The 24,698-nt window shown below is 52.2% G+C and carries 26 protein-coding genes; 13 read left to right on the forward strand and 13 right to left on the reverse strand.

Annotated elements, in window-relative coordinates:
- The first annotated feature begins 3 nt into the window (after nucleotides 1-3).
- The 6 genes from QPL96_RS12995 to QPL96_RS13020 are packed head-to-tail and all read left to right on the forward strand — an operon-like array spanning nucleotide 4 to nucleotide 8,141.
- Entirely contained in the window at nucleotides 4-3,132 is a 3,129-nt protein-coding gene (locus QPL96_RS12995) for a conjugative transfer ATPase (protein ID WP_303287768.1), read from the forward strand.
- Nucleotides 3,129-3,593 carry a DUF1525 domain-containing protein gene (locus tag QPL96_RS13000; RefSeq protein WP_303287769.1) on the forward strand — a complete coding sequence of 155 codons (465 nt, stop codon included), beginning with the start codon at nucleotides 3,129-3,131 and terminating at the stop codon, nucleotides 3,591-3,593. The genes QPL96_RS12995 and QPL96_RS13000 overlap by 4 nt, the downstream gene beginning before the upstream one ends.
- Nucleotides 3,590-4,744, forward strand: a complete 1,155-nt coding sequence (locus tag QPL96_RS13005) for a TIGR03756 family integrating conjugative element protein (RefSeq protein ID WP_303287770.1) — start codon at nucleotides 3,590-3,592, stop codon at nucleotides 4,742-4,744. Before QPL96_RS13000 ends, QPL96_RS13005 begins: the two co-directional genes overlap by 4 nt.
- Before the next feature lie 41 nt (nucleotides 4,745-4,785).
- Nucleotides 4,786-6,141, forward strand: coding sequence for an integrating conjugative element protein (locus tag QPL96_RS13010; RefSeq protein ID WP_303287771.1), 1,356 nt, complete (start codon nucleotides 4,786-4,788; stop codon nucleotides 6,139-6,141).
- Nucleotides 6,142-6,501 carry a hypothetical protein gene (locus QPL96_RS13015; protein WP_303287772.1) on the forward strand — a complete coding sequence of 120 codons (360 nt, stop codon included), beginning with the start codon at nucleotides 6,142-6,144 and terminating at the stop codon, nucleotides 6,499-6,501. It begins immediately after the preceding gene.
- 5 nt (nucleotides 6,502-6,506) lie between these two features.
- Nucleotides 6,507-8,141 carry a conjugal transfer protein TraG N-terminal domain-containing protein gene (locus QPL96_RS13020; RefSeq protein ID WP_303287773.1) on the forward strand — a complete coding sequence of 545 codons (1,635 nt, stop codon included), beginning with the start codon at nucleotides 6,507-6,509 and terminating at the stop codon, nucleotides 8,139-8,141.
- 240 nt (nucleotides 8,142-8,381) lie between these two features.
- Here QPL96_RS13020 and QPL96_RS13025 read toward each other — a convergent pair whose 3' ends face one another.
- From QPL96_RS13025 to QPL96_RS13045, 5 genes are all read right to left on the reverse strand, one after another.
- Entirely contained in the window at nucleotides 8,382-8,825 is a 444-nt protein-coding gene (locus QPL96_RS13025; RefSeq protein ID WP_303287774.1) for a hypothetical protein, read from the reverse strand.
- 268 nt (nucleotides 8,826-9,093) lie between these two features.
- Nucleotides 9,094-10,812, reverse strand: a complete 1,719-nt coding sequence (locus QPL96_RS13030) for a DUF262 domain-containing protein (protein ID WP_205229137.1) — start codon at nucleotides 10,810-10,812, stop codon at nucleotides 9,094-9,096.
- 101 nt (nucleotides 10,813-10,913) lie between these two features.
- Nucleotides 10,914-11,459 (reverse strand): hypothetical protein, encoded by a 546-nt coding sequence (locus tag QPL96_RS13035; protein ID WP_303287775.1) that lies wholly within the window; start codon nucleotides 11,457-11,459, stop codon nucleotides 10,914-10,916.
- A gap of 25 nt (nucleotides 11,460-11,484) precedes the next feature.
- Nucleotides 11,485-12,132 (reverse strand): GNAT family N-acetyltransferase, encoded by a 648-nt coding sequence (locus QPL96_RS13040; RefSeq protein ID WP_303287776.1) that lies wholly within the window; start codon nucleotides 12,130-12,132, stop codon nucleotides 11,485-11,487.
- Between the two features lie 100 nt (nucleotides 12,133-12,232).
- Nucleotides 12,233-12,712 carry a YqhA family protein gene (locus tag QPL96_RS13045; RefSeq protein ID WP_011786640.1) on the reverse strand — a complete coding sequence of 160 codons (480 nt, stop codon included), beginning with the start codon at nucleotides 12,710-12,712 and terminating at the stop codon, nucleotides 12,233-12,235.
- Nucleotides 12,713-13,255: 543 nt separating this feature from the next.
- On the opposite strand from QPL96_RS13045, the gene QPL96_RS13050 reads away from it, so the two are divergent.
- From QPL96_RS13050 to QPL96_RS13065, 4 genes are all read left to right on the forward strand, one after another.
- The gene (locus tag QPL96_RS13050) at nucleotides 13,256-14,224 is read left to right on the forward strand and encodes an integron integrase (RefSeq protein WP_303287777.1); all 969 of its coding nucleotides are present in this window, start codon (nucleotides 13,256-13,258) and stop codon (nucleotides 14,222-14,224) included.
- Between the two features lie 470 nt (nucleotides 14,225-14,694).
- A complete protein-coding gene (locus tag QPL96_RS13055; RefSeq protein WP_303287778.1) occupies nucleotides 14,695-15,327 on the forward strand; it encodes a hypothetical protein in 633 nt (210 codons plus the stop codon).
- A gap of 199 nt (nucleotides 15,328-15,526) precedes the next feature.
- A complete protein-coding gene (locus QPL96_RS13060; RefSeq protein WP_138436187.1) occupies nucleotides 15,527-16,054 on the forward strand; it encodes a TIGR02281 family clan AA aspartic protease in 528 nt (175 codons plus the stop codon).
- A gap of 210 nt (nucleotides 16,055-16,264) precedes the next feature.
- Entirely contained in the window at nucleotides 16,265-16,957 is a 693-nt protein-coding gene (locus QPL96_RS13065) for a hypothetical protein (protein ID WP_303287779.1), read from the forward strand.
- A 54-nt stretch (nucleotides 16,958-17,011) separates the two neighbouring features.
- On the opposite strand, the gene QPL96_RS13070 is transcribed toward QPL96_RS13065, so the two are convergent.
- The 3 genes from QPL96_RS13070 to QPL96_RS13075 are packed head-to-tail and all read right to left on the reverse strand — an operon-like array spanning nucleotide 17,012 to nucleotide 19,364.
- Nucleotides 17,012-17,521 (reverse strand): PD-(D/E)XK nuclease family protein, encoded by a 510-nt coding sequence (locus QPL96_RS13070; protein ID WP_138436186.1) that lies wholly within the window; start codon nucleotides 17,519-17,521, stop codon nucleotides 17,012-17,014.
- Nucleotides 17,518-17,946, reverse strand: a complete 429-nt coding sequence (locus tag QPL96_RS19480) for a CFI-box-CTERM domain-containing protein (RefSeq protein WP_368388917.1) — start codon at nucleotides 17,944-17,946, stop codon at nucleotides 17,518-17,520. Before QPL96_RS19480 ends, QPL96_RS13070 begins: the two co-directional genes overlap by 4 nt.
- A 2-nt stretch (nucleotides 17,947-17,948) precedes the next feature.
- Nucleotides 17,949-19,364 carry a fused MFS/spermidine synthase gene (locus QPL96_RS13075; RefSeq protein ID WP_303287780.1) on the reverse strand — a complete coding sequence of 472 codons (1,416 nt, stop codon included), beginning with the start codon at nucleotides 19,362-19,364 and terminating at the stop codon, nucleotides 17,949-17,951.
- 268 nt (nucleotides 19,365-19,632) lie between these two features.
- Between QPL96_RS13075 and QPL96_RS13080 the strand changes: the two genes are divergently transcribed.
- On the forward strand, nucleotides 19,633-20,217 hold the full coding sequence (locus QPL96_RS13080) for a hypothetical protein (RefSeq protein WP_072678808.1): 585 nt from the start codon (nucleotides 19,633-19,635) through the stop codon (nucleotides 20,215-20,217).
- Here QPL96_RS13080 and QPL96_RS13085 read toward each other — a convergent pair.
- A complete protein-coding gene (locus QPL96_RS13085) occupies nucleotides 20,199-20,360 on the reverse strand; it encodes a hypothetical protein (protein WP_178338807.1) in 162 nt (53 codons plus the stop codon). The genes QPL96_RS13080 and QPL96_RS13085 overlap by 19 nt on opposite strands.
- A 236-nt stretch (nucleotides 20,361-20,596) precedes the next feature.
- On the opposite strand from QPL96_RS13085, the gene QPL96_RS13090 reads away from it, so the two are divergent.
- Nucleotides 20,597-21,265, forward strand: a complete 669-nt coding sequence (locus QPL96_RS13090) for an SOS response-associated peptidase (protein WP_303287781.1) — start codon at nucleotides 20,597-20,599, stop codon at nucleotides 21,263-21,265.
- Nucleotides 21,266-21,271: 6 nt separating this feature from the next.
- On the opposite strand, the gene QPL96_RS13095 is transcribed toward QPL96_RS13090, so the two are convergent.
- Nucleotides 21,272-21,451: a hypothetical protein gene (locus QPL96_RS13095; protein WP_278351268.1), complete on the reverse strand. Its 180-nt coding sequence runs from the start codon at nucleotides 21,449-21,451 to the stop codon at nucleotides 21,272-21,274.
- Nucleotides 21,451-21,876 (reverse strand): hypothetical protein, encoded by a 426-nt coding sequence (locus QPL96_RS13100; protein WP_303287782.1) that lies wholly within the window; start codon nucleotides 21,874-21,876, stop codon nucleotides 21,451-21,453. The genes QPL96_RS13095 and QPL96_RS13100 overlap by 1 nt, the downstream gene beginning before the upstream one ends.
- Nucleotides 21,877-21,970: 94 nt before the next feature.
- Here QPL96_RS13100 and QPL96_RS13105 point away from each other — a divergent pair, with 94 nt between their 5' ends.
- A complete protein-coding gene (locus QPL96_RS13105; RefSeq protein WP_303287783.1) occupies nucleotides 21,971-22,978 on the forward strand; it encodes a YafY family protein in 1,008 nt (335 codons plus the stop codon).
- Here QPL96_RS13105 and QPL96_RS13110 read toward each other — a convergent pair.
- Together QPL96_RS13110 and QPL96_RS13115 are read right to left on the reverse strand one after the other, a co-directional pair.
- Nucleotides 22,935-24,176, reverse strand: coding sequence for a DUF4236 domain-containing protein (locus tag QPL96_RS13110; protein WP_303287784.1), 1,242 nt, complete (start codon nucleotides 24,174-24,176; stop codon nucleotides 22,935-22,937). The two genes, QPL96_RS13105 and QPL96_RS13110, sit on opposite strands and share 44 nt — an antisense overlap.
- A gap of 98 nt (nucleotides 24,177-24,274) precedes the next feature.
- On the reverse strand, nucleotides 24,275-24,622 hold the full coding sequence (locus QPL96_RS13115; RefSeq protein ID WP_303287785.1) for an SLOG family protein: 348 nt from the start codon (nucleotides 24,620-24,622) through the stop codon (nucleotides 24,275-24,277).
- Between the last annotated feature and the right edge of the window lie 76 nt (nucleotides 24,623-24,698).

Raw genomic sequence — 24,698 nt, forward strand, 5'->3', positions numbered from 1 at the left:
GATATGGATTTCGCCAAGGCACTTAAAGATGTTTTCTCCCCCTCAGGGAATGCCCGCCAGAGAGAGGGAACAGCTGAATCTCCCGCGCAAATTGAACATAAATCGAAAGCCAAACCGCTTAGTACACTGGAGGCCAAGCGCATGTATGGGCGGCCTTCGTCGTTCGTTCAGAAGCTGCCTTGGTACGAATTCCAGACCGACTCGAAAACCGTCCTGCTCGATGACGGTAAGAGCGTAGGCGCTGTCTTTGACATCATGCCGATCGCGACCGAGGGCCGATCCTACAACTGGCTCCAGAACCGGCGGGACATGATTCAGGATGCGTTGCAGGACTGTTTTGAGGAGCTGACCAGCGGTCCCTGGATTATACAGCAGTACACCTACGACGATGACGACATGGAGTCCTACATCGCAGCGTTGAGGGCGTATCCCAAGCATTACTGTAAAGGCTCAGAGTTCACCCAGGACTGGCTCGAAAAGATGGAAGCCCACCTGAGAGGGATTTGTAAAGAAGGCGGCCTGTTCGAGGACAAAGAAGTCCTGGATGCCCCCTGGAGTGGAAAAATTCGCCGCATCAAAATGGTGGTCTATCGCAGGCTGCCGGCAAAGTGGAAATCGTACGCGGGGATGACGCCCGAAGAAGAGCTGAACGATACGATTGAAAAGCTTGAAGCCTCTTTCCGCGATGCGGGCATCACGTTGGTGCGCAATGACGGCAAAACCTATTATGAGTGGTTGCTTAAATGGTTCAATCCGCGCCCGGAGCTGACCGGTGGCAACCGCCGGAAATTTGTTGAATTAGCCAGTTATCCCGGAGAAGAGGCGTTGCCTTACGGTGATGACTTTGCGGAATCCCTGTTTTTCAGCATGCCCAGGTCGGATGCCGATTCGCAAACCTGGTGGTTTGATGGCTTGCCGCATCGGTGCATTCGTGTTCATAAGATCCGTCGAACACCGAAAATCGGCCAGATCGCAGGGGAGGTCAGCGCGGTAACGCCGGACGGTCTCACCACCGGTAAAGCGTCCTGCATGATGGATAAAATGCCGCCGGGCACAGTCATGGCGACGACCATCATCATCACGCCTCAGGATGAAGTTCAGAACCATATCAACAGGATCCAGGATAAATCCAAGGGCGAGTCAGTTGATGCGACGATGGCCCGGGGTGACTGTGAAACCGCCAAGGCTTTAATGGGCAACAAGCACAAGCTCTATCGGGCGATGATGTGCGTCTATATTCGCGGTGAGAATCTTCGCGATCTTCGCAAGAAGTCCAACGCAGTGAGTACGATCCTTCTGACCAACCAGCTATCACCGGTGCGAGAGGAAGACGAATCTCTTGGCCTCGATGCCTATGTTTACAACCTGCCCATGGTTTATGAGCCCGGCATGGACGCTAACTTTAAAGCCACGCGTCCGGTTTGGTCTCAGCACCTGGCAAATCTCTCTTCCGTTTTTGGTCGCCACAGAGGCACAGGCAATCCGGGACAAACCCAGTACAACCGGGGTGGGGAGCCGGTATCCTTCGATCCTTTCAATGGGGCAGACCGAAAGAAAAACGCTCATGGGCTGATCCTGGGCCCAACCGGTGCGGGCAAATCCGCGCACATCACGAACATGGCAGGCCAGATCATGGCCTTGCTTCGGCCACGGCTTTTCATTGTCGAGGCGGGTAACTCCTTTGGGCTTTTGGGTGACTATTTCGCCAGCAAAGGCCTGTCCGTAAACAAAGTTCAGCTCAAGCCTGGCTCGGGCGTATGCCTGCCTCCGTTCGTGGACGCTGACAAACTTCTCCAGACCAATAAAGAGGATCTTCTGGGGTCTCGGATCGTCAGCGATAGCTCATTAGTCGGCGAGGAGGACCTGGCAACCCATATTCCAGAAAAGATTCGAAGCGATGGTGTGATGAAATCGTTTCACGAGCTGAACGATGCTGAGCAGAAGCAGGTGCGAGCCAAAGCGGCAATGGATGTTCTGGCAGAGATGATGATGGCCGAGGACACAACCGCCGATGACGATGGTGATGACCAGCGTGACATCATGGGTGAGATGGAAATTATCGCCACGCTCATGATCACCGGGGGCGAAGAGGAGGAGGCGAAAAAGCTGTCCCGCGCAGACCGCCGAATGATCAGGGATGCCATTTTCAATGGTGCCCGAAAAGCAGAGCAAGCCGGTCGGAGAACCATGACCTCAGATGTGGCTGACGGCTTTCGGATGATCAACGAAGACAGGGACTATCCGGAGCACCGGAGAATGCGGGCCTTCGAGATGGGCGAATCCCTTCGGATGTTCTGTGATGGGTTCGAGGGTGAGGTTTTTAATACAGACGGTGAAGCCTGGCCCGATACCGATGTGACCATCGTGGATCTCGCGACGTTTGCCCGGGAAGGCTACAACGCCCAGCTGGCCATTGCCTATACATCGATCATGATGCGAATCAACAACCTTGCCGAGAAACACCAGCACGACGAACGGCCCATCGTCATGCTCACCGATGAAGGCCACATCATAACAACCAACCCTTTGCTGGCGCCGTTTGTCGTCAAAGTCGTGAAAATGTGGCGAAAGCTGGGTGCCTGGTGGTGGGTGGCGACTCAAAACATGGCCGACTTTCCGAGTTCTGCGAAAAAGATGCTCAACATGATTGAGTGGTGGATTTGTCTGGTGATGCCTCAGGACGAGATTGAGGATATCGCCCGCTTCAAGAACCTGACAGAAGAACAAAAGCAACTGATGCTTTCGGCCCGCAAAGAACCCAAGAAGTACACGGAAGGGGTCGTTCTGTCGGAAAACATGGAGGCGTTGTTCCGAAACGTGCCGCCGTCGTTGTACCTGAGTCTTGCAGGTACAGAGAAAGATGAGAAAACGGAACGTGCCCGATACATGAAACAGTTTGGAATCACTGAGGTAGAGGCCGCTGAATACGTCGGGAAAATGATCGACTACTACCGGGGTATTGCGGAAAAGCCGGCGGATCCCGTTCCGAACCGCAAAAGAAAAACCGCGGCAGAGGCAACGCTTGAGCGGCTGGAGAAAATACACGCTGATCAGGGCCAGGACGCGGTTGCCAAGGAAGTATTGGAAACGCTGCGTGCTGATGTGGCCGCTGAGAAGGAGACAGCCTTGTGAGAAAAACCACGGTTGCCTTGTTACTTCTGGTCAGCCTGATCACGGGAAATGCCCAGGCGCTGGAGCCCATCCACAGTCTTCGGATATTTCAGACCCAGGAAACCTTCGTGCTGGATGACGTTTCACTGCCACCCGGGCTACCGGTCGAGGTTTATGAGCTGGATGCGAGCCAACGAGCGACAGAGGAGCTTAACCGACAGGTTCGATCCCGCTTGCAAGGCGATCTCAATCTCCAGACCTACGAAGAAGCCCACCGGCGCGCCTTCAGCGATCTGTTGAACAGTCCTGATTGGGGGGGCGTCTATCAGCAAATTGAAGTGGGTAGCCGGGCGATCGAAGCCGCTGTTCGGTTACAGATCAAGAAAATACCTGCAGTGGTGTTTAACGACCAAAAAGTTGTCTACGGCCAGCGCTCGCTCAAGGCTGCTCTGGAGGTTTACAACAAGGAGGGTAGGCGGTGAATCCGTATCTGAAATTACTTGCTTCAGTCTGGTTGTTGTTGGCGTCCGGATGGGCCGTTGGATACCCGTCAGATTGGACCAACTACAACCCGTCCTCCACGGACGCTGTTCGGGACACTACGATTGGCAGTACTCAACAGCTGCTCGAACAGCGCGGCACGGTCGAGTGCATCGCCTGTCATGGAGAGACCAACGACCAGTATAGCGGAGTTATCAATACGATCGATATTACGCAGCAGACAATGGCCGCGGCCATGTCCTGTATGGACTGGGAGTTACGGGGCGCCTGTGTTTGGATGAGCTGTGTGGTTCCGCCGATCTGTACTTTTACCACCAGCACCAAGGTCAAAAACTTTGTCCCCGATCTGGTGGTTCAGAGTTATGACAGGGCAAACGGTGAGCCCTGGACAGAAAGCCAGGACATCAATCAAGTCAGCCAGGGGACGTCGGATAGCAGCTGGGTGACGACGATGATTTCCTGGGTCGAGAATTACAATGTCACTGAGGTCCGAGGCGGACAATCGAACGAAGCGGTCAAAAATGACCACGTTAACCTGGATTTTAAACTCGTCGACGCCTACGGAAACCCCGCGTTGATTGCCTACAATGCGATGGCGACCGGCCTGTTTGGTATGGTCTGCTCCGGCCGGTCGTTTCCCTTTTTTCCGTATTACATTTCAAACCTGGACTCCATTGCCTGGCGCTGGAATCTGCCAGAACTCTTCTACCCGCAGTCCTGGGCTGTTGGCGTGCCTGCCTACAATCTCGGCACGATGACGAATAACTACGGCTCGATCTTCCCGAGAATGGGGTTTCTGACACAGGCCGATGGGTTGAAGAGTGCGGTTCTGACGTCCTTCCGGGCGATGCATTTCATTACACGTACTTTTGAACCTCACCTGTATTTCTCAATTGGCCAGCCCAGTGAAGATGGCTACTGGCCCGCCGGCCCCTTGGATCAGAACGACAAGGACACGGGCGTGTTTCAGATGCTTTATCCGGACAACGAGAGTTCCTGCGCGCAGTTCCCCATGTCCGCGATGCCGGGCCCTAGTAAGCGCAGCTCGGATGGTTCTTACGTTTGGAATTTCTGGAAAGCCTACAAGTGCTGCCAGCGGGTTGGACAGACCCTCGTTTGGCACAGTGGTTGATGACCGCCACCAGGTAAGCTGTTTACGACAAGGATAGGTGTATGAAAAACCCTAAAGAACGTTTGGTTTGCTTTGCGCTGGCAGTGTCACTGGTGGCACCAGCGTGTGCGCTGGATACCAGTTCACCGCGATTGAAAAATGCGTTTGATTACCGAATCGGAGGCGGAATGCTGTCAGGGCCTCCAACGGCCGTTCATACCGTTCCGGTGCTCAGTTTCGGTTCAGGCTGGGATCTCGGTATGGAGTGCGGAAAGTTTGATCCGAAGATTACGGTGTCAAATCAGTTGAACGGCATCACCGATGGCTTCAAGAACATGATGAACAACATCATCCAGTCGGCCACCGGAGCGGTAGCATCCTTACCCGCGCTGGCAATCCAGCGAGCGGACCCGGCACTGTATGACCTTCTTCAGCAGGGCATTTTGCAGGGAAAAATGGACTTTGAGTGGGCCGAGACCTCCTGTCAGGAAATGGCGTCGGTCATGATGGGCGATCAGGGCTTTCCGTTTGAGAAATTCAAAGTGAATGCCCAGGTTTCCGAGTGGGCTTACCAAATTGGGGCTAAAGGTGGTGATGCTAAAGCCACCAAGGATGAAGTTGATAGGCTGGAAGCGGGTAACGAAGGGGCGGAGTGGATCTGCGGCGTCAAGAAAGGGGGCGTAGCAATGCCGCCCATCAATGCGCTGCGAGATGTCGTGATTGTCGGGTACAACGTGTTGTTCGATCAGAGTAACCCCTGCACCACGGCCAGTATCCCTCCGGCTGCCGGTCAGGGGACACCGCTCTGGGAGTACTGGAGTGGTCCGGTCGCCGCCGCCACATGGGCTATGGAAGTGGTGGGTGATACTGAAATCCGAACGTGTGAGACCTGTAAAAAACTGGAAACCACGCCGGGTAAAGGTCTGACCTACAAGCACCGGGATATGTCGGACAGTATCTACAACGACCTGGAAGACCTCGTGAACGGAGTGACGCCAATGACCTGGCAGAACCTGAACAGAGTGTCTGCACCACCGGGGGTGTTGGTTGACGACACGGTGATTGCGGCGATCCGAAAGCGACCGCTGGATAGCCAGCCAACCATGATTCGGAAGTTAGCCGGTGAAATTGCTTACACCCGCCTGGTCGAGCAGGGCAGGTTACTGACACAAATGCTTCGTTCGGGTGTTAAAGAGCCCAATGTGTCCAATCTGCAGTCGGCCAAAGCTGTGGTCAATGATGCAATTGATCACCTGCAGGTTGAACTCGACCAACTCGATAATGAAATCAAAACCCGTCAGGCCATTGCGAAGCTGACCATTCAACGCATCGTTGGTGCTGAAGAGCGTGAAATCCAGAATACTCGGGCACCTTCGAGGGCAAAACCAACCGGCCTGAATTCGCTGGGGCAGCCTTGAATGAACAGGACACGGAAGTTCTTACTGATAAGTGTCGGCGGTTTGATTGCATTAATGCTGGTTGGCATGGTCATTTCCGTCTTTACCGAAACCTCGGCTGAAGAGTTATCCACGCTGAATCTGATTTCTGAATGGAAATGGTATCGGATGGCCATGTACGCAGCTTTAGTGGGCTGCTGGCCTCTCATTTCCCGTTGGGCAACTCGCGCAGGGCAAGGTGCAAACGGCTCCGAGTCAGAGGATATCCTGGAGAAACGCCACGCGGACTATCTGCACATGTGCTCGCAGTGGTGGAAGATTGTTTTGTTGCTGATCTTCATTGAACTGGTTTTGATTCAACAATTGGGTCTGGGGGGCTGACAGGGATGGTTGCCAATACGCTGCTGGAAATTTACACCCTGATGTTCGGGTGGAACATGTATGAGGCGATCTGGGACGTGCTGGTCGGTTCCGGACTGGCGTTGGTCCCGTTCATCGTCGCCATCATCTCTAACTTCAAGGATAACTACTCGACGGGCGAAGCCGCTCAAACCATCAGAAGCATGGAAACCACATTGCTGGGAATGATCCTGGTTCTGATGTTGTGTGTGCTGCCTTATAAAGGTTTCTCAACACAGTTGTCGACGGTACGCTATGAACTCGGCGTACCGGACTGCAACGCCCCGTCCAATATCTCCGGGACGGGCAACAACGTGTCTCCGGCCTACAACTCCACGTTCAGTGACCTTTCCGGCTGGCAGGTTCACAAGCCGGTGGCTTGGAGCTTTGTGGAGTTCCTGTCGACAGCGATCACGCACACTACCATCAAGAGCATGACGTGCGTGAATAACTACGAATACATGTTGATGCGGGTTGCAAACGTCAGCATCCAATCCGAACGGCTTCGGGAAGAGGTACAGCAATTCAACGAGGTGTGTTACCAGAAGGCCATAGCGCGTTTCCGGGAAAATCCACCGACGCCGGAGCTGCCGGCCAACGTGACACCCTGGGCGAACATTGATTGGATGGGGAGCCACATCCTGCTGGGCTACCTGGACGAATACTACGAACATCCCTCGGCTTACATGCACCGGATGGAGGATAAAGGCTTTACTCGACAAACTGTGATGCGCCAAAGCGATCAGGTCAATGAATTCGGTGCTAACCCCTCCTGTAAAGAAGTCTGGCTGGGTGAAGAAAGTCTTGGGGGGGGCGTTAATGCGAGCCTGGGGCTAAGACATAAACTTCTCAATGACATACCTATGGATGAAGCCGGCGATATTCTTGGTGACTGGAAAACGTGGGGCTTCAACGTCTTCACCACGACCAATGTGACCGAAGAGCTTAAAGAAGACATGATCCTGAAGCTGGTGCTGCAGAATAACGCTGCGAACCTGAAGTCCAGCACAGACGTCGATATGAGCAATAATTTCGAGGCTGAACAGTCACAGTGGCGTTCGGTTTTGGACAAGCTCTTCGATATCGCCAATGTTGGTACCTCTGCAAACGAGTTTCTGCAGGCAAACTCCATTCGCCAGATGTTCAAGATTGCGGGTCCGATGATCTTGGTGATGCTGCAGATGGTGATTATCCTGGCGGCCCCTTTTGTCATGCTGTTTGGTAACTACGGTCTTGTTTCATTTTTCGGGCTGGCCCTGACCTATTTCAGCCTTGAGTTCATCAATGCGATCTGGGCTGCTGCCTACTGGTTTGATAACCGAATTCTCGATATGTATGGCTCCCAAGCGGGATGGTTTGATGAAGCAACCAATTCGTTGCTGATTTCCACCGTTGCTACGTCATCGATCCTGCTACTACCGATGGTCTGGTTGTCCGTCATGGCCTACGCAGGGGCGGGTATGTTAAGAGGAATATCTGGTGGTGGCGTTGCTGGTGGCACAGCAGCAGGTGCAACGGGCTTCTCTCGCGGAGTCGGTGGAGCAGCTGCTGGAGGTATGGCTGCTGCACGGGGCGCGGGTAGGGTGGCAAGCAAAATGGGAGGCCGGAGCGGCCGACCATAAATTGGTTAAGGGAGCTGCCGAATAGTGGCTCCCGTCCTCACAAGTGGTAGAAGGGGGGGGGGGCATGGCCAGCGTCCTGGCCTACCTGGAACCGTACCTCTGTGTATCCGTCGTTGGACGGCGAGACTCAAGACAACCACCCGTTAACAGACCTCGGTTAGAAACCGGCCTAAATCGGTTATCAAACTCAAAAAACAAGGGAATAACGATTAATCAGGCATGGATGCCACTGATCACGGTTTATCGGTCAAAGGGACCCGGTGCCTGCTTTTCATAATACCTGGCGGGATCGCTCTCCCAAATTGCATCTACACTCGGTTCAACCATGTCGGCCATTCCAGAGTGGCGGCGGTTAGCTCTCGTTTCCGCTGTAATGAGCCCAAAAATAGCGCCAATAATCAAGGCGGCACAGTACAACACGGCTCGGAGTATCCACCTGAGAATTCGGTAACCAGCGAACTCTCCATACTTCTCGTCCATATGATTGACCAACGAAACTACACCGTGCCTCTTTCCGTAGAGGCACAAACCTGTACCCAACATCAGAAATATCGGAGCAAATAAAGACTGGCTGACCAGCGAAAGCACCAGAGCTGTCGATCCTACACACAGGCCAATCCTGAACAGCCAATAGTCTCCTTTAGTCGCTGCCTTGAGTTGTACTTTTGAACTTGGTTTGATCATAAATTAACCATCCATGTAACTCCTTGCTGTAACGACGATTTCCGTATTATTTTGCCAACTTATCCATCGATTTCTGTGGATAACTCGCGATCACAGCTCAAACCACTTGGTCATGCCACCATATTGTGGCCGGAGATTGACACCATGAAATGGCCGAAGGGGTCGCAAAGCGAACGTTCAGATTTCGGAATAACGCCTCACATCACCGGCAGCAAAAAGCATAGCGAGGAACGAGCGGCGCTTTTTGTTGTCCGAGTGCATGTGATTGTTATGCCAATATGTTCTTCAGTTTTTCTGTAAGAATCTCTGAACGCTTAGTAATGAAGTTATTAAAGTCTGCCAGTTTTAAGCTCACATCAGGGATATGGTGGCTATCCAAGAATGCAGTTCTCTGTTTTGATTTCAATTCTTTATCGACCCATGACTCTAAATCTTCGTCATTCTTAGACATATTTTCATTGGCATCCAACATTTGTAGGTTTTTTAGTGAATTATATGTTTGCCAGCCATGTTTCTCTTTATCATCTTCACTCAGCTCTTCATACTTTGATGCAGGATGAAGGTGATCTTTATGAAAATCGTTATTCTTGTAGTCGAGTTGCGGAAAGAGTAGAGCTAACAAGGAAAAAGCGTATCTATCATCTTTTTGCGTCAATAGTAACTCTTCAATAAATTCATCGCTAATGCCCGTATCCTTTCGGATTTCCTTATTTATATCCTTTACGGGGAAGGCTGATGTGTTCTCTGAAATAGGAGACTTGACTACATTGTCCGTAAACGCCTTGCGAATTTGATTTAGAACGCTATCCGAAGTGCCGCCAAAGAGCCTTTTAACGAGCGCAACATGAAGCCATTTTTTGATGATTTCCCTGTCAGCTGAATATTCAGACTTGGTATGAAAGTCTTTATATATCTTGCGATGATATATGTAGTAAATTACCGGAATTAAGGCATTTTTAGACGTTAGCGTTGAGTCGGTAAAGCCGAGAGATTTGGTGAAATCAAATACAGCCAAAACCGCATCCCTAATACTATTCCATTCTGTTTCGAAATCTTCTGCATTCGATTTCGAAAAATTTGTTACCTTGAATTTGATATCCTTGCTATGGAGGTAAAGAAATACTTTAAGAATAAAGTCCTTTGATATCGTGAATCCTTTGTCACGAACATTATCAACCAATCCATGTATTTCTTTCCGGGCATCCTTCTTTTGCCAGTTTGCAACGGCAATAGACATTATCAAATCAGAGAAGTTTAATGGCTCTCCTCCGCTGTTGATTCTTATGAAAATATTTAAAGCCTTGTCTATCTCCTGTTCTGTCTCTAGGAAAAAATTCACAATAGGCTTTGAGTGAATTACGTTTTTAAGAGTAGATAAGCTTCTGTATGAAAACTCACTTTCTTTGAGGCCGTTATCGTCTAAATACTTGTTGAACTCAAAATCATCTGAAAGCCCATATATCTCTGATACTCGAAACCACTTCTTCATATTGGCTGAATATTCTGAATCAGTTAGGAACTTGAATTCATATATTCGGCCATCTTCTTCGTTTTCGAGAGGATTCTCTATATTTAAATATAACCTGCGGGTTGGATAGACTCTTTCAGAATTTTCTTCTTTCAATCTAGGCGTTCGATAAGCATAACTTCCTCTTAATCCAATATACAAAGAAGTCAAGCGCTGCTGCCCATCCAGTACCGCCGTAAAATCATTGTGACCTGTAGTATTGAATTCCTCATTATGAGTTTTGTAGCGTTGCCTGTACTCTTTTATGAATTGGTAAAACTTGAAATCTTGTTTTGTCTCTCCTTCAACCCTCCAAAATAGAAATGAGCTGATAGGATAATTTCTCATGATCGAATCAAACAACCATTCGATTTTCTCATGCTTCCATTCGAACTCCCTTTGAATCGAGGGTAGCAAGTAGCGGTTTTGCTCAATGTTTCTAATTGCTTCTGAAATCGTAATTGGTGTTTGAAAGGACATTTGTACTCCGTGTCAGATTTTTTGGGCATAACGCCTACATTTGCGGCTGGTTTGGAGCGCAGCGGAAAACCAGTCCGCCAACATGTACTTGTTAGGCAATTTCATTCACTCCACTTGGCCTTAATGTGTTTGCCAGTGCCCTTTCCAAAGCTCTTTCTATCGAGCATTTTTGCTTTAAACTCGAAGTCTTTGCTGATTTTCACGATAAGAAGTTTGCTGAAATTACCGGCTCGCTTCACTAGCACGGCATTGTCGGACTTAAATGGGCTAATTGTTTTTATTTCGACGAAATCGTTTCCCAATTTGCCATCGGAGCCTCGTGTATAAGGCTTATGCCTTTTGATTCCGTATTTAGCTTCACCGTATAGCTCGCCAAGCTCTCCATAAATTGGCAGATGCCGACCTGTAACTTCGAAGTAATTTCGGGCGGTTTCAACCAATTCATCTAGCAACTCCCAAAGCTCTAGAGTCGTAGGGTTCTTTGGCTCACTACCAGAATCCCAGCCCGCTTCATCGTCAATAAACTCCTCGATGTTATCCCAATCGCCATGCTCCCAAGGGTTATAGCCACAGGCAGCAGCATCCGCTATCTGCTCTGGGCTAAAACCCTCATTATGCATATCGTGCAGAAAGTCCCAGTCGCTCATATGTTCCTCTTGCCTAACGCCGCAATCACCCGCTTGTCAGGTGCATTGCTTTGTTATGCGCTTTCTCTGCAAGTGCGTTGATCGCACATTCATCTAACCGGGCACGCCGTACCTCTTCGAATATCCGAGCGCCCGAGCGCTCGTAGAAGCTCCTTCCTCGATCATTGTCGGTAGTCACGATCCAGTCAATACGCCCGCAGCCAGTATTCTGAGCGAGGATACACAGCTCTGAGAGTAGAGCTTCGCCCACACCGCTTCCCCGGAACTGCGGATAGACAAACAGATCGTCTAGCCAGATGCCAGGCTTGGCAATGAACGTGGAATAGATACTGTAGTACGTCGCGATACCCACGGCCTCGCCTGACTTCATGGCCAAGAGCGCAAACGCCTTGGGTTGTTCGGAGAAGAAAGCTTCCTCAATGTCAGCTTCCGTAGATTGAAGCGAATTCAAACACCCATCGAATTCCGCTTTTCCTCGAACAAGGTCGAGTATCGCAGGAACGTCCGCTTTTTCTGCCTTCCTGATTTCAATAATAAGAGTACCCTCTCTATGGATGCGCATAACGCCGCCAACACGCGCAGCTTTGTAGTGAAGGCGAAGCCGCAACCGAAATGGTGTCGCTATGCTTGGATTGGTTAGTGGCAGACGCCCGTGACGTTGGCTCTTGCCCAAAGCAGGCTCCCATGAAGCGTTGGCCGCCTACATTCTCTGCGGAGTGGTTGCCTCTCTAGTTCAGGCAACCAGCAGGTGACGTCTAACCGCGTGCTGTGCATCAGTCTTTCATATTCTTCCACGCGAATACCGAGGCCAAAATAATGATACCGATGGCAGCACCAAAGTATAACGTAGCGATCGTAGCGCCAATCTCTACCGCCTGCTCAAGGAACAGAACCACCAGTATCACAACAGCCACTTGGCTTACTGTTATCTTCAAATCATGGAAGCTCTTAATGTCCAGAGGGTTTTGGGATTCTCTGTCATCATCAGACACCGGACGGATGAACAGACGATACAGGCTAACCGCCATGATCTGAAAAGTAATAGCGATCAGCAGGAGATCCAACAGCTTCAGGAGGCGAACCGCGAGGCTCTTGCCGTCGTCAGCAGAGACAGGTATATCACGTACTACATCCAGTGCGGTATTCCAGATTATGTTAACCGAGGCACCATACAAGAGCAAAGATGACACCGCACAGATAACGACTGCCACCCACACCATAAACCGACTACTTCTGAAAACTCTCTCGATCATAATTTCTCCGGGCCGCGTCACAACGTCAGTTACAGACTCACAATTTTCTCTTAGTCGGTTTCACCGGACCATCTACTATCTCGTTAATCAACCTCTAGATTGTGCTTTCTACGGCGTTAGCCGAACACTGGAGCTGTCGGATTACTGCTGGATTACTTCAAACGTTCGTGACCCTGACATGACCTGGAGAAAAGCCACTAACAGCTTATTAGTTTGCTTTCTTATTAAACCGCAACACCATCACCCAGTCCAATACTGCTTCACAACCTGAATAACCTCGATTTTTCAGATCATTACCCCTCCATCTCAGGGCGCTTTTGAGCTTTTGGTTCTGTGAAAAGTGTGCACGCGGGATATTTATGCACGTTTTTGCACGTTAAATCCAGTGGGTCGAATTTTTCCCATGCTGAAACAGATACCTACAGAGATGCATTGTGAAAAGCGAGCAGGGCCGTGCAAATTAAGCCGCAAGAATTTTGGCGTTTTTGGGTGTTTTTTATTATAACTGTACGTACATACAGCATTCAGCCACGGAGGGCGAGCGTGTCGAAATCACCGTTTCTACAATCGGTCCGCACAGAAATTAGGACAAAGCAGTACAGCTACCGAACCGAGAAGTCCTATCTTTACTGGGTTCGTCAGTTCATCCTTTTCAATGACAAGAAGCACCCAAAAGTCATGGGTAATCACGAAATTGAGCGTTTCCTGAATCACCTCGCCGTCAATCGGGGAGTCAGTCCGGGCACTCAAAATCAGGCGCTATGCGCGATTATTTTTGTCCACAAGCATGTGCTGAAGCGGGAGATTGAAAACCTACAGTACAAGATGACGAAAACGCCTCGACGCATGCCAACCGTTCTGAGTCCCGATGAAGTTGCTTCTATTCTTCAAAACATGGATGCAGAGTATTGGCTCATCACTGCGCTTCTTTATGGATGCGGTTTGAGAATCAACGAAGCTCTTTCGCTTCGCGTGAAAGACATCGACCTAAAAAGCCGCAGTTTGCTCGTATTCAACGGTAAGGGACGAAAAGATCGATACACACTGATTCCAGGCAATCTAAGAGAAAACATGGAGCGACAATTCGCCCATGTCAGAGCTGTACATGAGTCCGATCTGGCCGATGGATTCGGGCTTACGTCAGTGCCGGCCTCACTTCACAAGAAGTATGGACCGGCCATGAAGGACTTTGGTTGGCAGTACCTGTTCCCATCCGTAACAAGATGCGTTCATCCCATCGCTGGTTATGTGTGCCGCCACCATCTTCATCATTCATCGTACTCGCGGCGATTGAGGCAGGCCGTTCTGGCCACGGAAATCACCAAGCGTGTGACGGCTCATACCTTTCGGCATGCCTTTGCGACAGAGTTATTGAGATCGGGGAGCGATATCAGGACGGTTCAGGAAATTCTTGGGCATAGCGACATTCGAACGACAGAAATCTACACGCATGTCATTGGCGATCGACGTGCTGGAACCATCAGCCCTTTTGATCGTTTGCCAAGTTCTTGATGGGGCATTGCTTACCCGTTTAAGGGGCGTAAAGCCTGGAATTGGGGGTGCGGCGAATGTTCGCTTTTGTTTAGAGCGGCGGTCACGACTAAGGGTTATGTCACCATAACTTGGTCGAGCCGGCCAAAATATGCTGTCAATAACACCACTCACGGCCGGGGGTAGGCCCAAACCCAAGCGATCTTCAAAGGATTGACGGATCCGACTGCGCTTATCTCAGTATAGGACCAAGCGGCCCGGCGGCAACACTCTGTATAGAGGCGGGCCTGCCCCTGGGGTTGCGGGTTTCAAAACCCATGAGACATTACTCATATCGAGAGTGTGCGGATCCTGTGGTGGGTGTTGAGTGAGGTTGGCCCTCGAAAGAGGGCCCTTTTTCAACCGTTAAAGGGACATCAACGAAAGACCTATTCTCGATTTACTCCCCGCAGTCCCGGCATACCATGGATTTTTTTCTGAGGAGCCTTGCCATGCCCCACCTTAAGTTTGCGTTAATAGGACTCACAACGTCTCTTCTCCTCGGTTGTGGTGGGGGAGGGGGCGATGGGGCTGCTATCGAGAAATCCTCATCATCAGGCAACACTGACGCAAACAAGGAACTTGTTTTCGAGTTTTCCGGTTCACCACTGGAACCGAGTGTTTTCAATCTGGCCGCGTTCTCAGAAGACCAGGAAAATCAGTTCTCACCGGGAGATATCATCAGTCTGACCTGGAATACGGATGTCTACTATGACGACCTCTCGGTTCCCGGGTTCGATGAGACCTTTCCCTATACAGCGTCTGTTTATCTGAGTGAGGACGGCGCGTTCCAGGTGGAAGATGACGTAGAGCTGTTTTCGGTTCAGTGTGTTTTTCCCTCCTCAGAACAGACGGCCTGTGGTCAGTTTGCATCGTTCCGGTGTGACTATGCCCCTGACAATAGACATGAGCTTGTCTGCTCAAGCTTACCGGCTGGGCGAGAACGGGGGCTTGAAAGTCATGTGGTGGATATCACAGAGTTTCTGAATGTCATTCCTAAAACAGTGGAGCTCTTGATTGTGGCTTGTTTAGATAATGAGCCCGAAAAGTGCGACTCCCACCAGCTCAGCCTGCAGTTGAACTGAGCGCCGTTGCAGATTCTGCGTGATCCTTTCGTACGCGAGGAGGAGGGGCGACAGAACAACCGTGATTTATGTGCGGCTCTGGTGGCCCGTACTTTACGGATACTGATTCGAATTCATCGTCGTGTTGGCCGGCTGTTCCGGAATTCAGGATGGGTTAGAATAGAAAACAGCCTGTCGCGGATTCACAGCAAGGAATGGGATGAGTAAACCCGGTGCCATCAGACCCGAAATCAGATACATTCTTTACTTTGCTGTTTTTTGGGCTGTATTGATCGGTGTTGTGACATATTTATTCGACCGAGTGGATGCCCGCAATAACAACCCCAATCAGCAACTGGTCAGCCATGTCCGTGGCGGTGCCACCGAAATTGAGCTGAAAGCCAATCGCCAAGGGCATTATCTGGTGGACGGCACCATCAATAACCACAGCGTCACCTTTATTTTGGACACTGGCGCCACTACCGTGTCAATTTCAGAATCGGTAGCCCAGAAAGCGGGCCTTACTCGGGGCCGCCCCAGCGTTGCACAGACGGCGGCTGGTAAGGTGAAAGTGTGGAGTACTATCATACCGGAGCTCCGTCTGGGCGATATGAGGTTCACTAACGTGCCCGGCACCATCAGTCCCGCCATGGATCCCGACATGGTGTTGTTGGGAATGAGCGTCCTCAGCCAGCTGAACTTCACTCAGCAATCAGGCGTTCTTACCTTGAGCCGGGAAACTCAGTGAGTCAGAAATGGTTCTCCTGGTTGTTTGAGCCCGCCGCAAGACGTTGCATCCTTTTTCAGCCGAGGGCGCACCCGGCGCAGAAAGGGCCTCGCTGAGGGGAAACTGAATGCTGGGGTGGGTCGTATTCCTGGTACTTGGCGGACTGCTTTCAGAAGTAAGGCCCATTTGTGCAATTTTCCACTAACCAAAACGGAGGTCTTATACCGACCTATGGCCATCCATTTCTATGAGAAAGGCCAGCTATCCTCTGGTTTTCACGGCTGGCAGGTGACAGCGACACTAAGAGGTAAGCGCTACCAAAAGTACTTCAGCCTGCTTCCTCCAGCGTCTGCGATTCCAAATGAATTCTGGCATCGCTATCAGGAAACACGAGCGCGTTATTACGATGCCCGATGGTCTGCCCGCTCGGCGGCTTTGAAGTACATTGATGCCTTAAAAACGAATCACCCAAACACGCGCCCATGCCGTGGTGTGGGGTTCCGGGGTATCACGATGGGGATCACGACCGGGGAACGGATTGATCAGGAGCGGTGTTATTTCTCCGTGAATGAGCCCGGAAATCCAGTCCGCTTCTTCATCACAAAAGACTGCACCTTATCCCAAGCCTGGGAGCAAGCGGTCGACCATTGGGGTGAGGTTTTCGATATTCGGCCTAAAGATATTGAAATGAAGCGCAAACATCCGGTTGGCCCTTCTGCCTTTAAAGCGCTTCGTAAACAACTCAACGAGCATGAAGGCTACAACATCTCGGTTGAAGCACTTCACGATGTGTATGCTGAACAACGCGCCCAGATCGAGCGTCAAAAGGCCAGTGAGCAAACCCAGGGTGAGGTCACCGAGGATGATTTGCTGGGATGGTATGCCAGCCTGAAGCAGGAGATTTCAGAGTACCAAAATCGCTGAGTTCGGTCGGAGCCGCGGTTGGCCGGTATTGAAGAGCATTGCTCGGTGTATGTATTAATTACCTGCAGATTCCCGACAATGGTCCCGGTAGGCACAGGAACGGCATTTCCGGGGCGCCGGCAGACAGGGTACCGCCTCGCCATTTTTTGCTTTTCTGGCCAGAATTGTTGCGGATTCAATCTCCCTGTATAGGGCATGGTCAGAGCGGGGCAGGGTAATGTATTTCTCGGCCTGTCCTGTTTTGACTAGGATTCTGGAGACCTTGTACTGATCGCCCCTTGCGGACAATGCGGCGCATTTTGCCTGCACGATGTCACTCTCAAAGATCGGGCCATTCCGGCTTTTGTATTCGACCGCCAGAACACCGCCGTTCACGCGATAGAGCAGATCCGGTTTGCCGAACACCTTGTACCTGGCGTTAAAAAACGGCTTGGTACGCCGTCCGTCGTCGACCCAGATTAAACGGCCATCAATGCCAAGCGCATCTGAACGTTTGAGACGGTGCCAGAGAATGACGACTGCGATAGCGAATAAAAGCAGTGCCGAGGCAAGAAAACCTGTCATGACTGATTCCCTCTTCGGGAGCACCAGCACACCAGTCGATCCACCAGGAAGCGCAAAATGCCTGTAATCCTGGGCGATGACTGGCTCAAGTGAATGGCCAGTGGGGACAGTCGATAATAGAGCCTGACGAGCAGGGCTCCTCCGGGCCACTTTAATATCGCGTCATCTCGAAACTTTCGGAGAACATTGGTTCGTGGATCATCCACGCCATAGAGATATGACGCCACGTAGCAGCGCTTGTCCTGTCGAGCCTGCCGGTTCAATGCCTCATGCTTTAAGTCACCCTGCTGCCGGGCCAGGACAGCCTGCTTGGTTGGCGTGGCACCCTGATATTTGAGCGCCACAGAATGCGGGCAGAAAACGGTGCGTCCGACGTCAGAAGCCGAAATCCACTCTGTTCGTTGTTGAGGCTGATTCTTCCCCATGTTCAGTCCTGCTCGGTCGTGCCATTCAGTGCAGACAAATATCCGTCTACCGTTACTCTGGTTGTATCATCTCGATACAAACCCGCAACCGGGTCTTTGCTGGACGGCTTTCCGCATAGGTACACGAGATTCTCCAGTCCATCCCGGTAGCCCGTGATGTCTGTCACGCACCGGGAAAACGCCCGGCGAACCGTGTTATCCATAGTCAGGGAATATTGATCCGTCAGCCTGGGGTTGGCCGCGATATTCAGAATGGCTTTGCCGTCAGGTAACAGGCGTTCGGATACGAGCGAAAAAAATTCAAAGGTGGCCGTATGCATCGGGATGGTGGCGGCGTTCGTGTAAAGATCCACGACGATGACATCCCATTGCCGCTTGCTGGTCAGCAAATAGGCTCGGGCATCCTGAGCAACGAAGTTCCCCTGAATCTTTTCCTCCAGAAAGTCCTCCTCAACCACCGATTTCAGCTTTGGATCAATGTCGAGGTAGGTAAACCGCGCACCACCGGTCATTTCTGCGGACAAAGTGAATCCGCCGGCGCCCAACACGAGGATGTGCTTTCCGGTCACATCATCGGAAAAAATGGCCTGCTTCATCATCTCAATGTAGGGCCAGCCTTCGCGATTCTCCCTGCCAATATAGGAGGCGGAGCTGCGGTTGATGATTAAGCGCTTGCCTTCGGCATCCTGCGCAATATGAATATCGCTGTACGGGGTGGTCGCGGCAAACAGCTGGCCCGGGATGCGCACGTTGGCAACAAATGTGATGGCGAGTGAGATTGCGGCGACGCCCAGCAGGGCGGATTTCAAGGGCGATCGCTCGGGACTGATCACCAATACAGCGCAAATAGCCAGTATTGCGCAATTAATGACGATGGAATAGCCCACGCCAAGAAAGTACATCAGCACCAAAGAGGTTAGCAGGCAGCCAACAACATTGCCGATTGTGCTCAAAGCCGTGGCGCTGCCGGCCGCTTCACTTTTTCGAGTGTTTTGGTCTGCTGTGTTGAGTAGCAGGGGAACTGTCTGTCCGAGTAAGAAAACCAGTGGTCCCATGATGACCACACAGAAACTCAGCAGATGGATCAGGGGATTGCGGAGTCCCGGGATGCCCGCAGTAATGTCTGCGACCGTCAGAAAATACCAGCTGACAAACGGGTAGGAGAGACCGATGCCGAACAATCCGATGGCAACAATGAGATTTACCAACAGGGCTCTGGTAAATTTCTCAGGTGGCGTTTTCCCGCCCTGATAATAGCCAAGCGCCAGGGCCGCTAAAAAGCAACTGATGATTAAAGAGGTGCAAAGCACGGAGCTGCCGACAAACGCCACCGTCTGGCGTATTGTGACCATTTGTACGCCAGAACTGGCGAGACCCTCCAGAAGGAGAATCAGAGCCACACGCTGCTTAGAGATCATTGTTCGCCCTGCCTGAGGTTGCTGGCCAGCGAGCTTATCAACGGTTAATCAGGTGGAGTGATGAAATGGGTCTTGTCCAATAAACCCAAACCGCACCACAACCTGGTTCATATCTGCTGCGGGTGGCTATGGGTTTCTCAACACCTCCTTGATAACGTACGCCCAGTCTCGACCAATCAAGTATGATTGAAAGGATGTTGCAGCAGCGGTAGGTCGCGCTGACAGCGCGATGCACCAAAGCAAAGAGCTTGGCCATAAGCGGGTAACTATGAACTCCATTCCGCACTATCTAAAAAAACTGTTTTCCCGGGCGTATCGCCGTCAGCTCGCCGCTGAAGAACGACAAAGCGAGCTGAGGGTCTTGATTCAAGAGCATCTTGAGAAACTTCCCAGATGTGAAGGGCAAATACTGGTAGCCACCAGCGAGGACCAGGAAGAGGGTTTTTTCTGCGATGTTACGGTGCCTGCAAGAGTGTTGTTGGCCTGGGCCAGGGAAGACGCCGAGAAAACGGTGATTCAAAACGTCAGTGCCCAAGCGGCGAGGGAGGCTCTGCCGATCTGGCTAGCGAACTCGACCTTCGACACCCGCAAGGTGAGTCGGTTACCGGGCGGCCATTTCGGCCTCGTTGAAGAGCGGATTAATGACTGGGTAACCGATGGAACCGCTACGGTGTATTGCCCGGAATGCGGCCATGAAGTCCAAGACGTTGCGATCACGAAGGCAAACGAAGTCCAGGCCGGCAGGGCCTATTTCTGGTGGACAGATATCTGGAGCTGCCCTCGTGGTCACCTTTTACGCCAAAAGGATCAGGAAATACGGTTTATATTGAGGCCTCACCGACAGGGAGCTTGATTCTCAGCAGGCTTCCGGGTAACTCCTGAGTGCGTCAGGGCGCGGCCTACCACGTAGCCGGCGGCCACACCGACCAACGCTGTCACCGGTCCGATCAGGCCGCCCACCAAGCCACCAACAAACATCAGTATCACGCTTTTCATACAGACTTCTCCCGCCTTCTAGGCAGCTGCATTAGTCCGAGTATAGGACATTGTGTCCGACGATGGGTTGATCCACTCGTGTTGTCTCGCCAAAATACTGTACATTAAAACAGTGTTCGGGGGTAAGTATGTTCTGCATTAAGCTTGGTAACTGAGAATTCGCCTCAAGCCTGGACCTAGAGCATCCTTGGATTTTGGCTACACTGCCTCAGATAGGTCGGGCAAGGATTCAGTGTATGTGCGGACGGTATAACGTAACCGACTCTCCGGAAGTCCAAACGCTGATGGAACAACTGGGGCTGTCTGGCATTGCACCCAGGCCTCAACACAATGTACCACCAGGCGGAATCGGCGAGTTTGTCATAGAAGCGGCAGATGACCGGTACCTGCTACCAGGGATCTGGTCGCTATTGATTGAGCCAAACCCAAACGGCTATGGCTTCCGGCCCAACCCGAAATTCCACACCTTCAACGCCCGCAGTGATCGGCTGACCAGCAGTCCGTTATGGAAAAAGGTGTACCCGACCAAGCGTTGCATTATTCCAGTCAGCGCATTTCACGAATGGAAGGGTAAGCAGGTCTACAACATGCACCCGCAGAATGAGGCCACTGCACTGGCGGGGCTCTGGCAATCCTGGCATTTCGGGGACGAGCAGGTGAATTCCTTCACCGTCATCACACTGCCGCCGCACCCGAGGTTCAGCCATATCCACCCGAAAAGCATTCCGCTGATGCTGCGGCCAGAGGAGTTTGATCTGTGGCTGGATCCAGAATTTCACGAGACGGATGCGTTTCGGGGGCTGATGCGAACGCATATTTCTGCACCGTTGGTGTGCGAGCCCGTGCGGAGTACTCATAACTTGGAGCCGGTAGGCGGTGTGGAGGTTATCTCTGCCGATGGTTAGCTGTTTTTAACGAACCCACCAGGAAATAAAAAACACCGGCGCAACCACAAGGATCGGAATCTTTAACCACACTGGGAAGGCTTCCCATTCCTCCCAACCAACACCGTGGTCATTGAAATAGCTGATGCACAGCATCGACACCACAACCCAGAGTACCGCACCCAGCGCAGCTAAAATCAGAATCATCACGCACCTCGCTGGATGTTAAAGACAAACGTCATCGCATTGGCTTTGCTGATGGTTAGCACATGAATGCTGGCGGCATCTTCGTGCATCTCCAGATTGAGCAACTCCAGCACAGAATTCGAATAGCGAAGCTCCTCAAACCATCGGGCATAGAAATGCTGAACGGCTGCGGAAAGATCATCTGACTGGGTGACGAGCTCGCAGCGCAATAGGGCATCGGGGCAATCGGGCTGCTCCCGAATGAACGATTGCTCGCTGAACACCGGGTCGTTGTGGATCAGGGCATTAAAGATGTCGTGCTGGAACCCCAGCATGGTGGAGTCGAAATCGTAGGTCTTTGGGGTAAACCCATGTTCTAACAGGAGGGCGGCAAAGTTGTGTTTGTTCAGGGCAGGGCTCCTTGTGTCGTTGGCAGAATTGGCCACCGGCTTTACTTGGCCAGCACAAGAATCTAGCATGATATAGCGTCAAGATGTGTCGCTTAAGCTGTCGACTTCGAGAAAAGACAAGGATCCCGCTATGTCCAACACGGCCGTTCGCTACCTCACCATGCTCCGGATGGTGCCCCGATACCCAAGATTCATCACCACCACCCAACTGACGAGCCGCCTGGAAGAGCAGGGCTTTTCAGTAACCATGCGCTCGATCCAGCGGGATCTGGAAAAGCTGAGTGCAGATTTCCCTCTGCTGGTAGACGAGAATTCCCGGCCTTACCGCTGGTCGTTCGACCGAAATGCCACCATGGACATCATACCGGCGCTGGATCTGCCGGCAGCCCTGACCTTTGAGCTGGCGAAGGCCTACCTCTCGCCAATGCTGCCCCCAAGGGCGCTGTCCCACTTAAAGCCTCACTTCGATGAAGCCCACCGCACGCTGTTGCGTGAAAAGAACCCCCTGGGCCAATGGCCAGACCGGGTCAGGGTGATCAATCGGGGATTAGGAGGTGCGCGCCCGCCCGTTGATGCCGATGTTCTGGAAGCGGTCACCGGAGCCTTGCTCCGGGAGTACCAGTGCAAACTTACGTATCAGGCCCGCAGCTGGCCGGAACCGGAAGAGATTGTGGTACATCCGTTCGGGCTCATCTTCCGGGATCCGAATGTGTACCTGATTGGTACCATCGACGGCAGGGAAGGGATTCGCCAGCTGGTGCTGCACAGGGCGACGGCCGGTGAAGTAGTGGAAGAGCTCATCGAGCGCCCGGAAGATTTTGATCTGGATTTGTACATCCACTCCGGCGCCATGGGCATTCTGAAATCCGATGAGCCGGTGTATCTGAAGTTACGCTGCGACAAACCGGTGCTGAACCACCTGATCGAATCCCCACTGGGATTTGATCAGATCACCACCGAGATTGATGACAAGGCCTTCGAAATGGCCGTCACCGTGGGCGACACCCAGGACTTGCGCTGGTGGCTCACCGCCCAGGCGGTGCATTGCGATATCCTGGAGCCGGCGTGGTTGCGGGATGAGATTGAAGCCACGCTTAAGCAGGGGCTGAAACGGACCCGGCAGACCAAGGCTCAATAGACCGGAAAATCCCGGTTTTGGTCATATCCCGCCGCAATGCAAACGCGGCAAGGGCCTCAACCGGGTCCACCGCTTCAAGGTTGCCGAAGTGAATCTGGCGCCAGGTGTCGCGGTTGACCTTCACACTGTACAAGTAGCGATCTTCAACCCGGCCGGTGGCGCGGTTGGTCATCTGGGTGAAACCGGAAAGCACCACGGTCTCGACGGACGGCGCACAGGCAAATCCCTCACCGATCAGCCGAAATCCCATGCCGTGCACGTGGGCCATATAGAGCTTTCGGAGCGCCGTATCCGATAGCTCTTTTACGGAAACCCCGATGCCCCGCTGGTACATCCGCAGCTCGGTTTTTGGGAAATCCTCAATCTCCGGCAGATCCACGTCCAGCATCAGCGTTTTACCATCGTCGCTCAACTCAAACGACAAACTGGTTTCCTCGGGCCAGTCGATGTCCATCAAGTGGTCATCCAACACCGACTCCATCGCAGACAAACTGCCTTGCACGGCCCGTTGGTACAGCGTAGCCCGCTGCGTTTCTTTACGCTGGTTGTGTTCCCGTTCAGATTGCCATTGAACCCGCTGGCGTTGGTACTCCGAGAGCTTTAGCTGGTTGCGTTCCATAATGGCCCGTCGGCGAGCCGGGCAAAACCAGGCTTTCCAGTCCGGCTTGCGAGGCACCGGTTGAACAGGTTCGGGAAGGTCGAAGGGTTCCGGGAGAAATTGGGGAAACTGATCGGGTGCAGGGGTGCCCAGATGAATCGCGCCGATACGCTCCATCATCCGGTTATGGGTATCCACCTGTTCATTGAGAGTATCTTTAAGCGCGTCGAGGGCATAGGCCTTGGCCGCCGCCATGGCTTCGCTGCCAAGATCCTGGCCATCTGCGTCCAGGATGGAAATCTCACCGGTTGCCGTATTGAGCTGAACCTGAGCAATTTGCTCGGCGATGGGCGGCAGAGGCGAGCTTTGCGGATGCTCCCCGTTCGCACTGGCTGAAGGCCTGCCCGGTTGGCGGTTCTTGAGCAGTTTTTCCCGGTAGGACAAACCGGTACCGGGAACACCCACGTTGCCATAAAGCCCGTTTCGTCCCAGCGTGACATTGGCCCCGCGCATACCAGCAGACACGCTCACACCACGCTTACCGAGGTTCAACCGAACACCCGGGAAAATCTTAACGGTTCTGCGAAAACGAAACGCCATAGCCTCCAGCCTGTGGACCTGTTCGTGCGCATCCTATCATTTATTGGTGTTGTGTTGAGGACGATAAGTTTTGATTGAAGAGATCAGTTGTTGTCTGGTCATGCCTCCCCCACGGTTTCAACAATCACCGTTTTACCTTTGGCCCGGGCATAATTCAGGGCGGATGCGGTACCCCGGGATTTGCCATCCCAGAAGGCGATCACCAAATCCGCCGTATCGATGATGGTGCGGTTACGAATGGGGCCGGCCCCGCGGCCGTATTGTTTCCAGTCGGGTTTGATCACGGTAATAGGCAGCTTATGTTCCCGGGCCAGTTGCTCCGCCAGTGCATCCGCGCCTTTTGCGCCGCCAGAGATGATGTGCGCGGGCAACCAGGGTTGGAGCACACGCTCCAGGCGGTCGTAGTCAGTAAAGTGGCGAGAACCAATAACGGCGATTTTGCGCATAGCGAGCTCCACAGGCTGGTAGTCAGGACTGAGAGCTTAACGCCCGTAAGCGACATAAACTGACGCAAACGAAGTA

This window comes from Marinobacter sp. SS8-8, from assembly GCF_030540945.1.
GTDB lineage: Bacteria > Pseudomonadota > Gammaproteobacteria > Pseudomonadales > Oleiphilaceae > Marinobacter.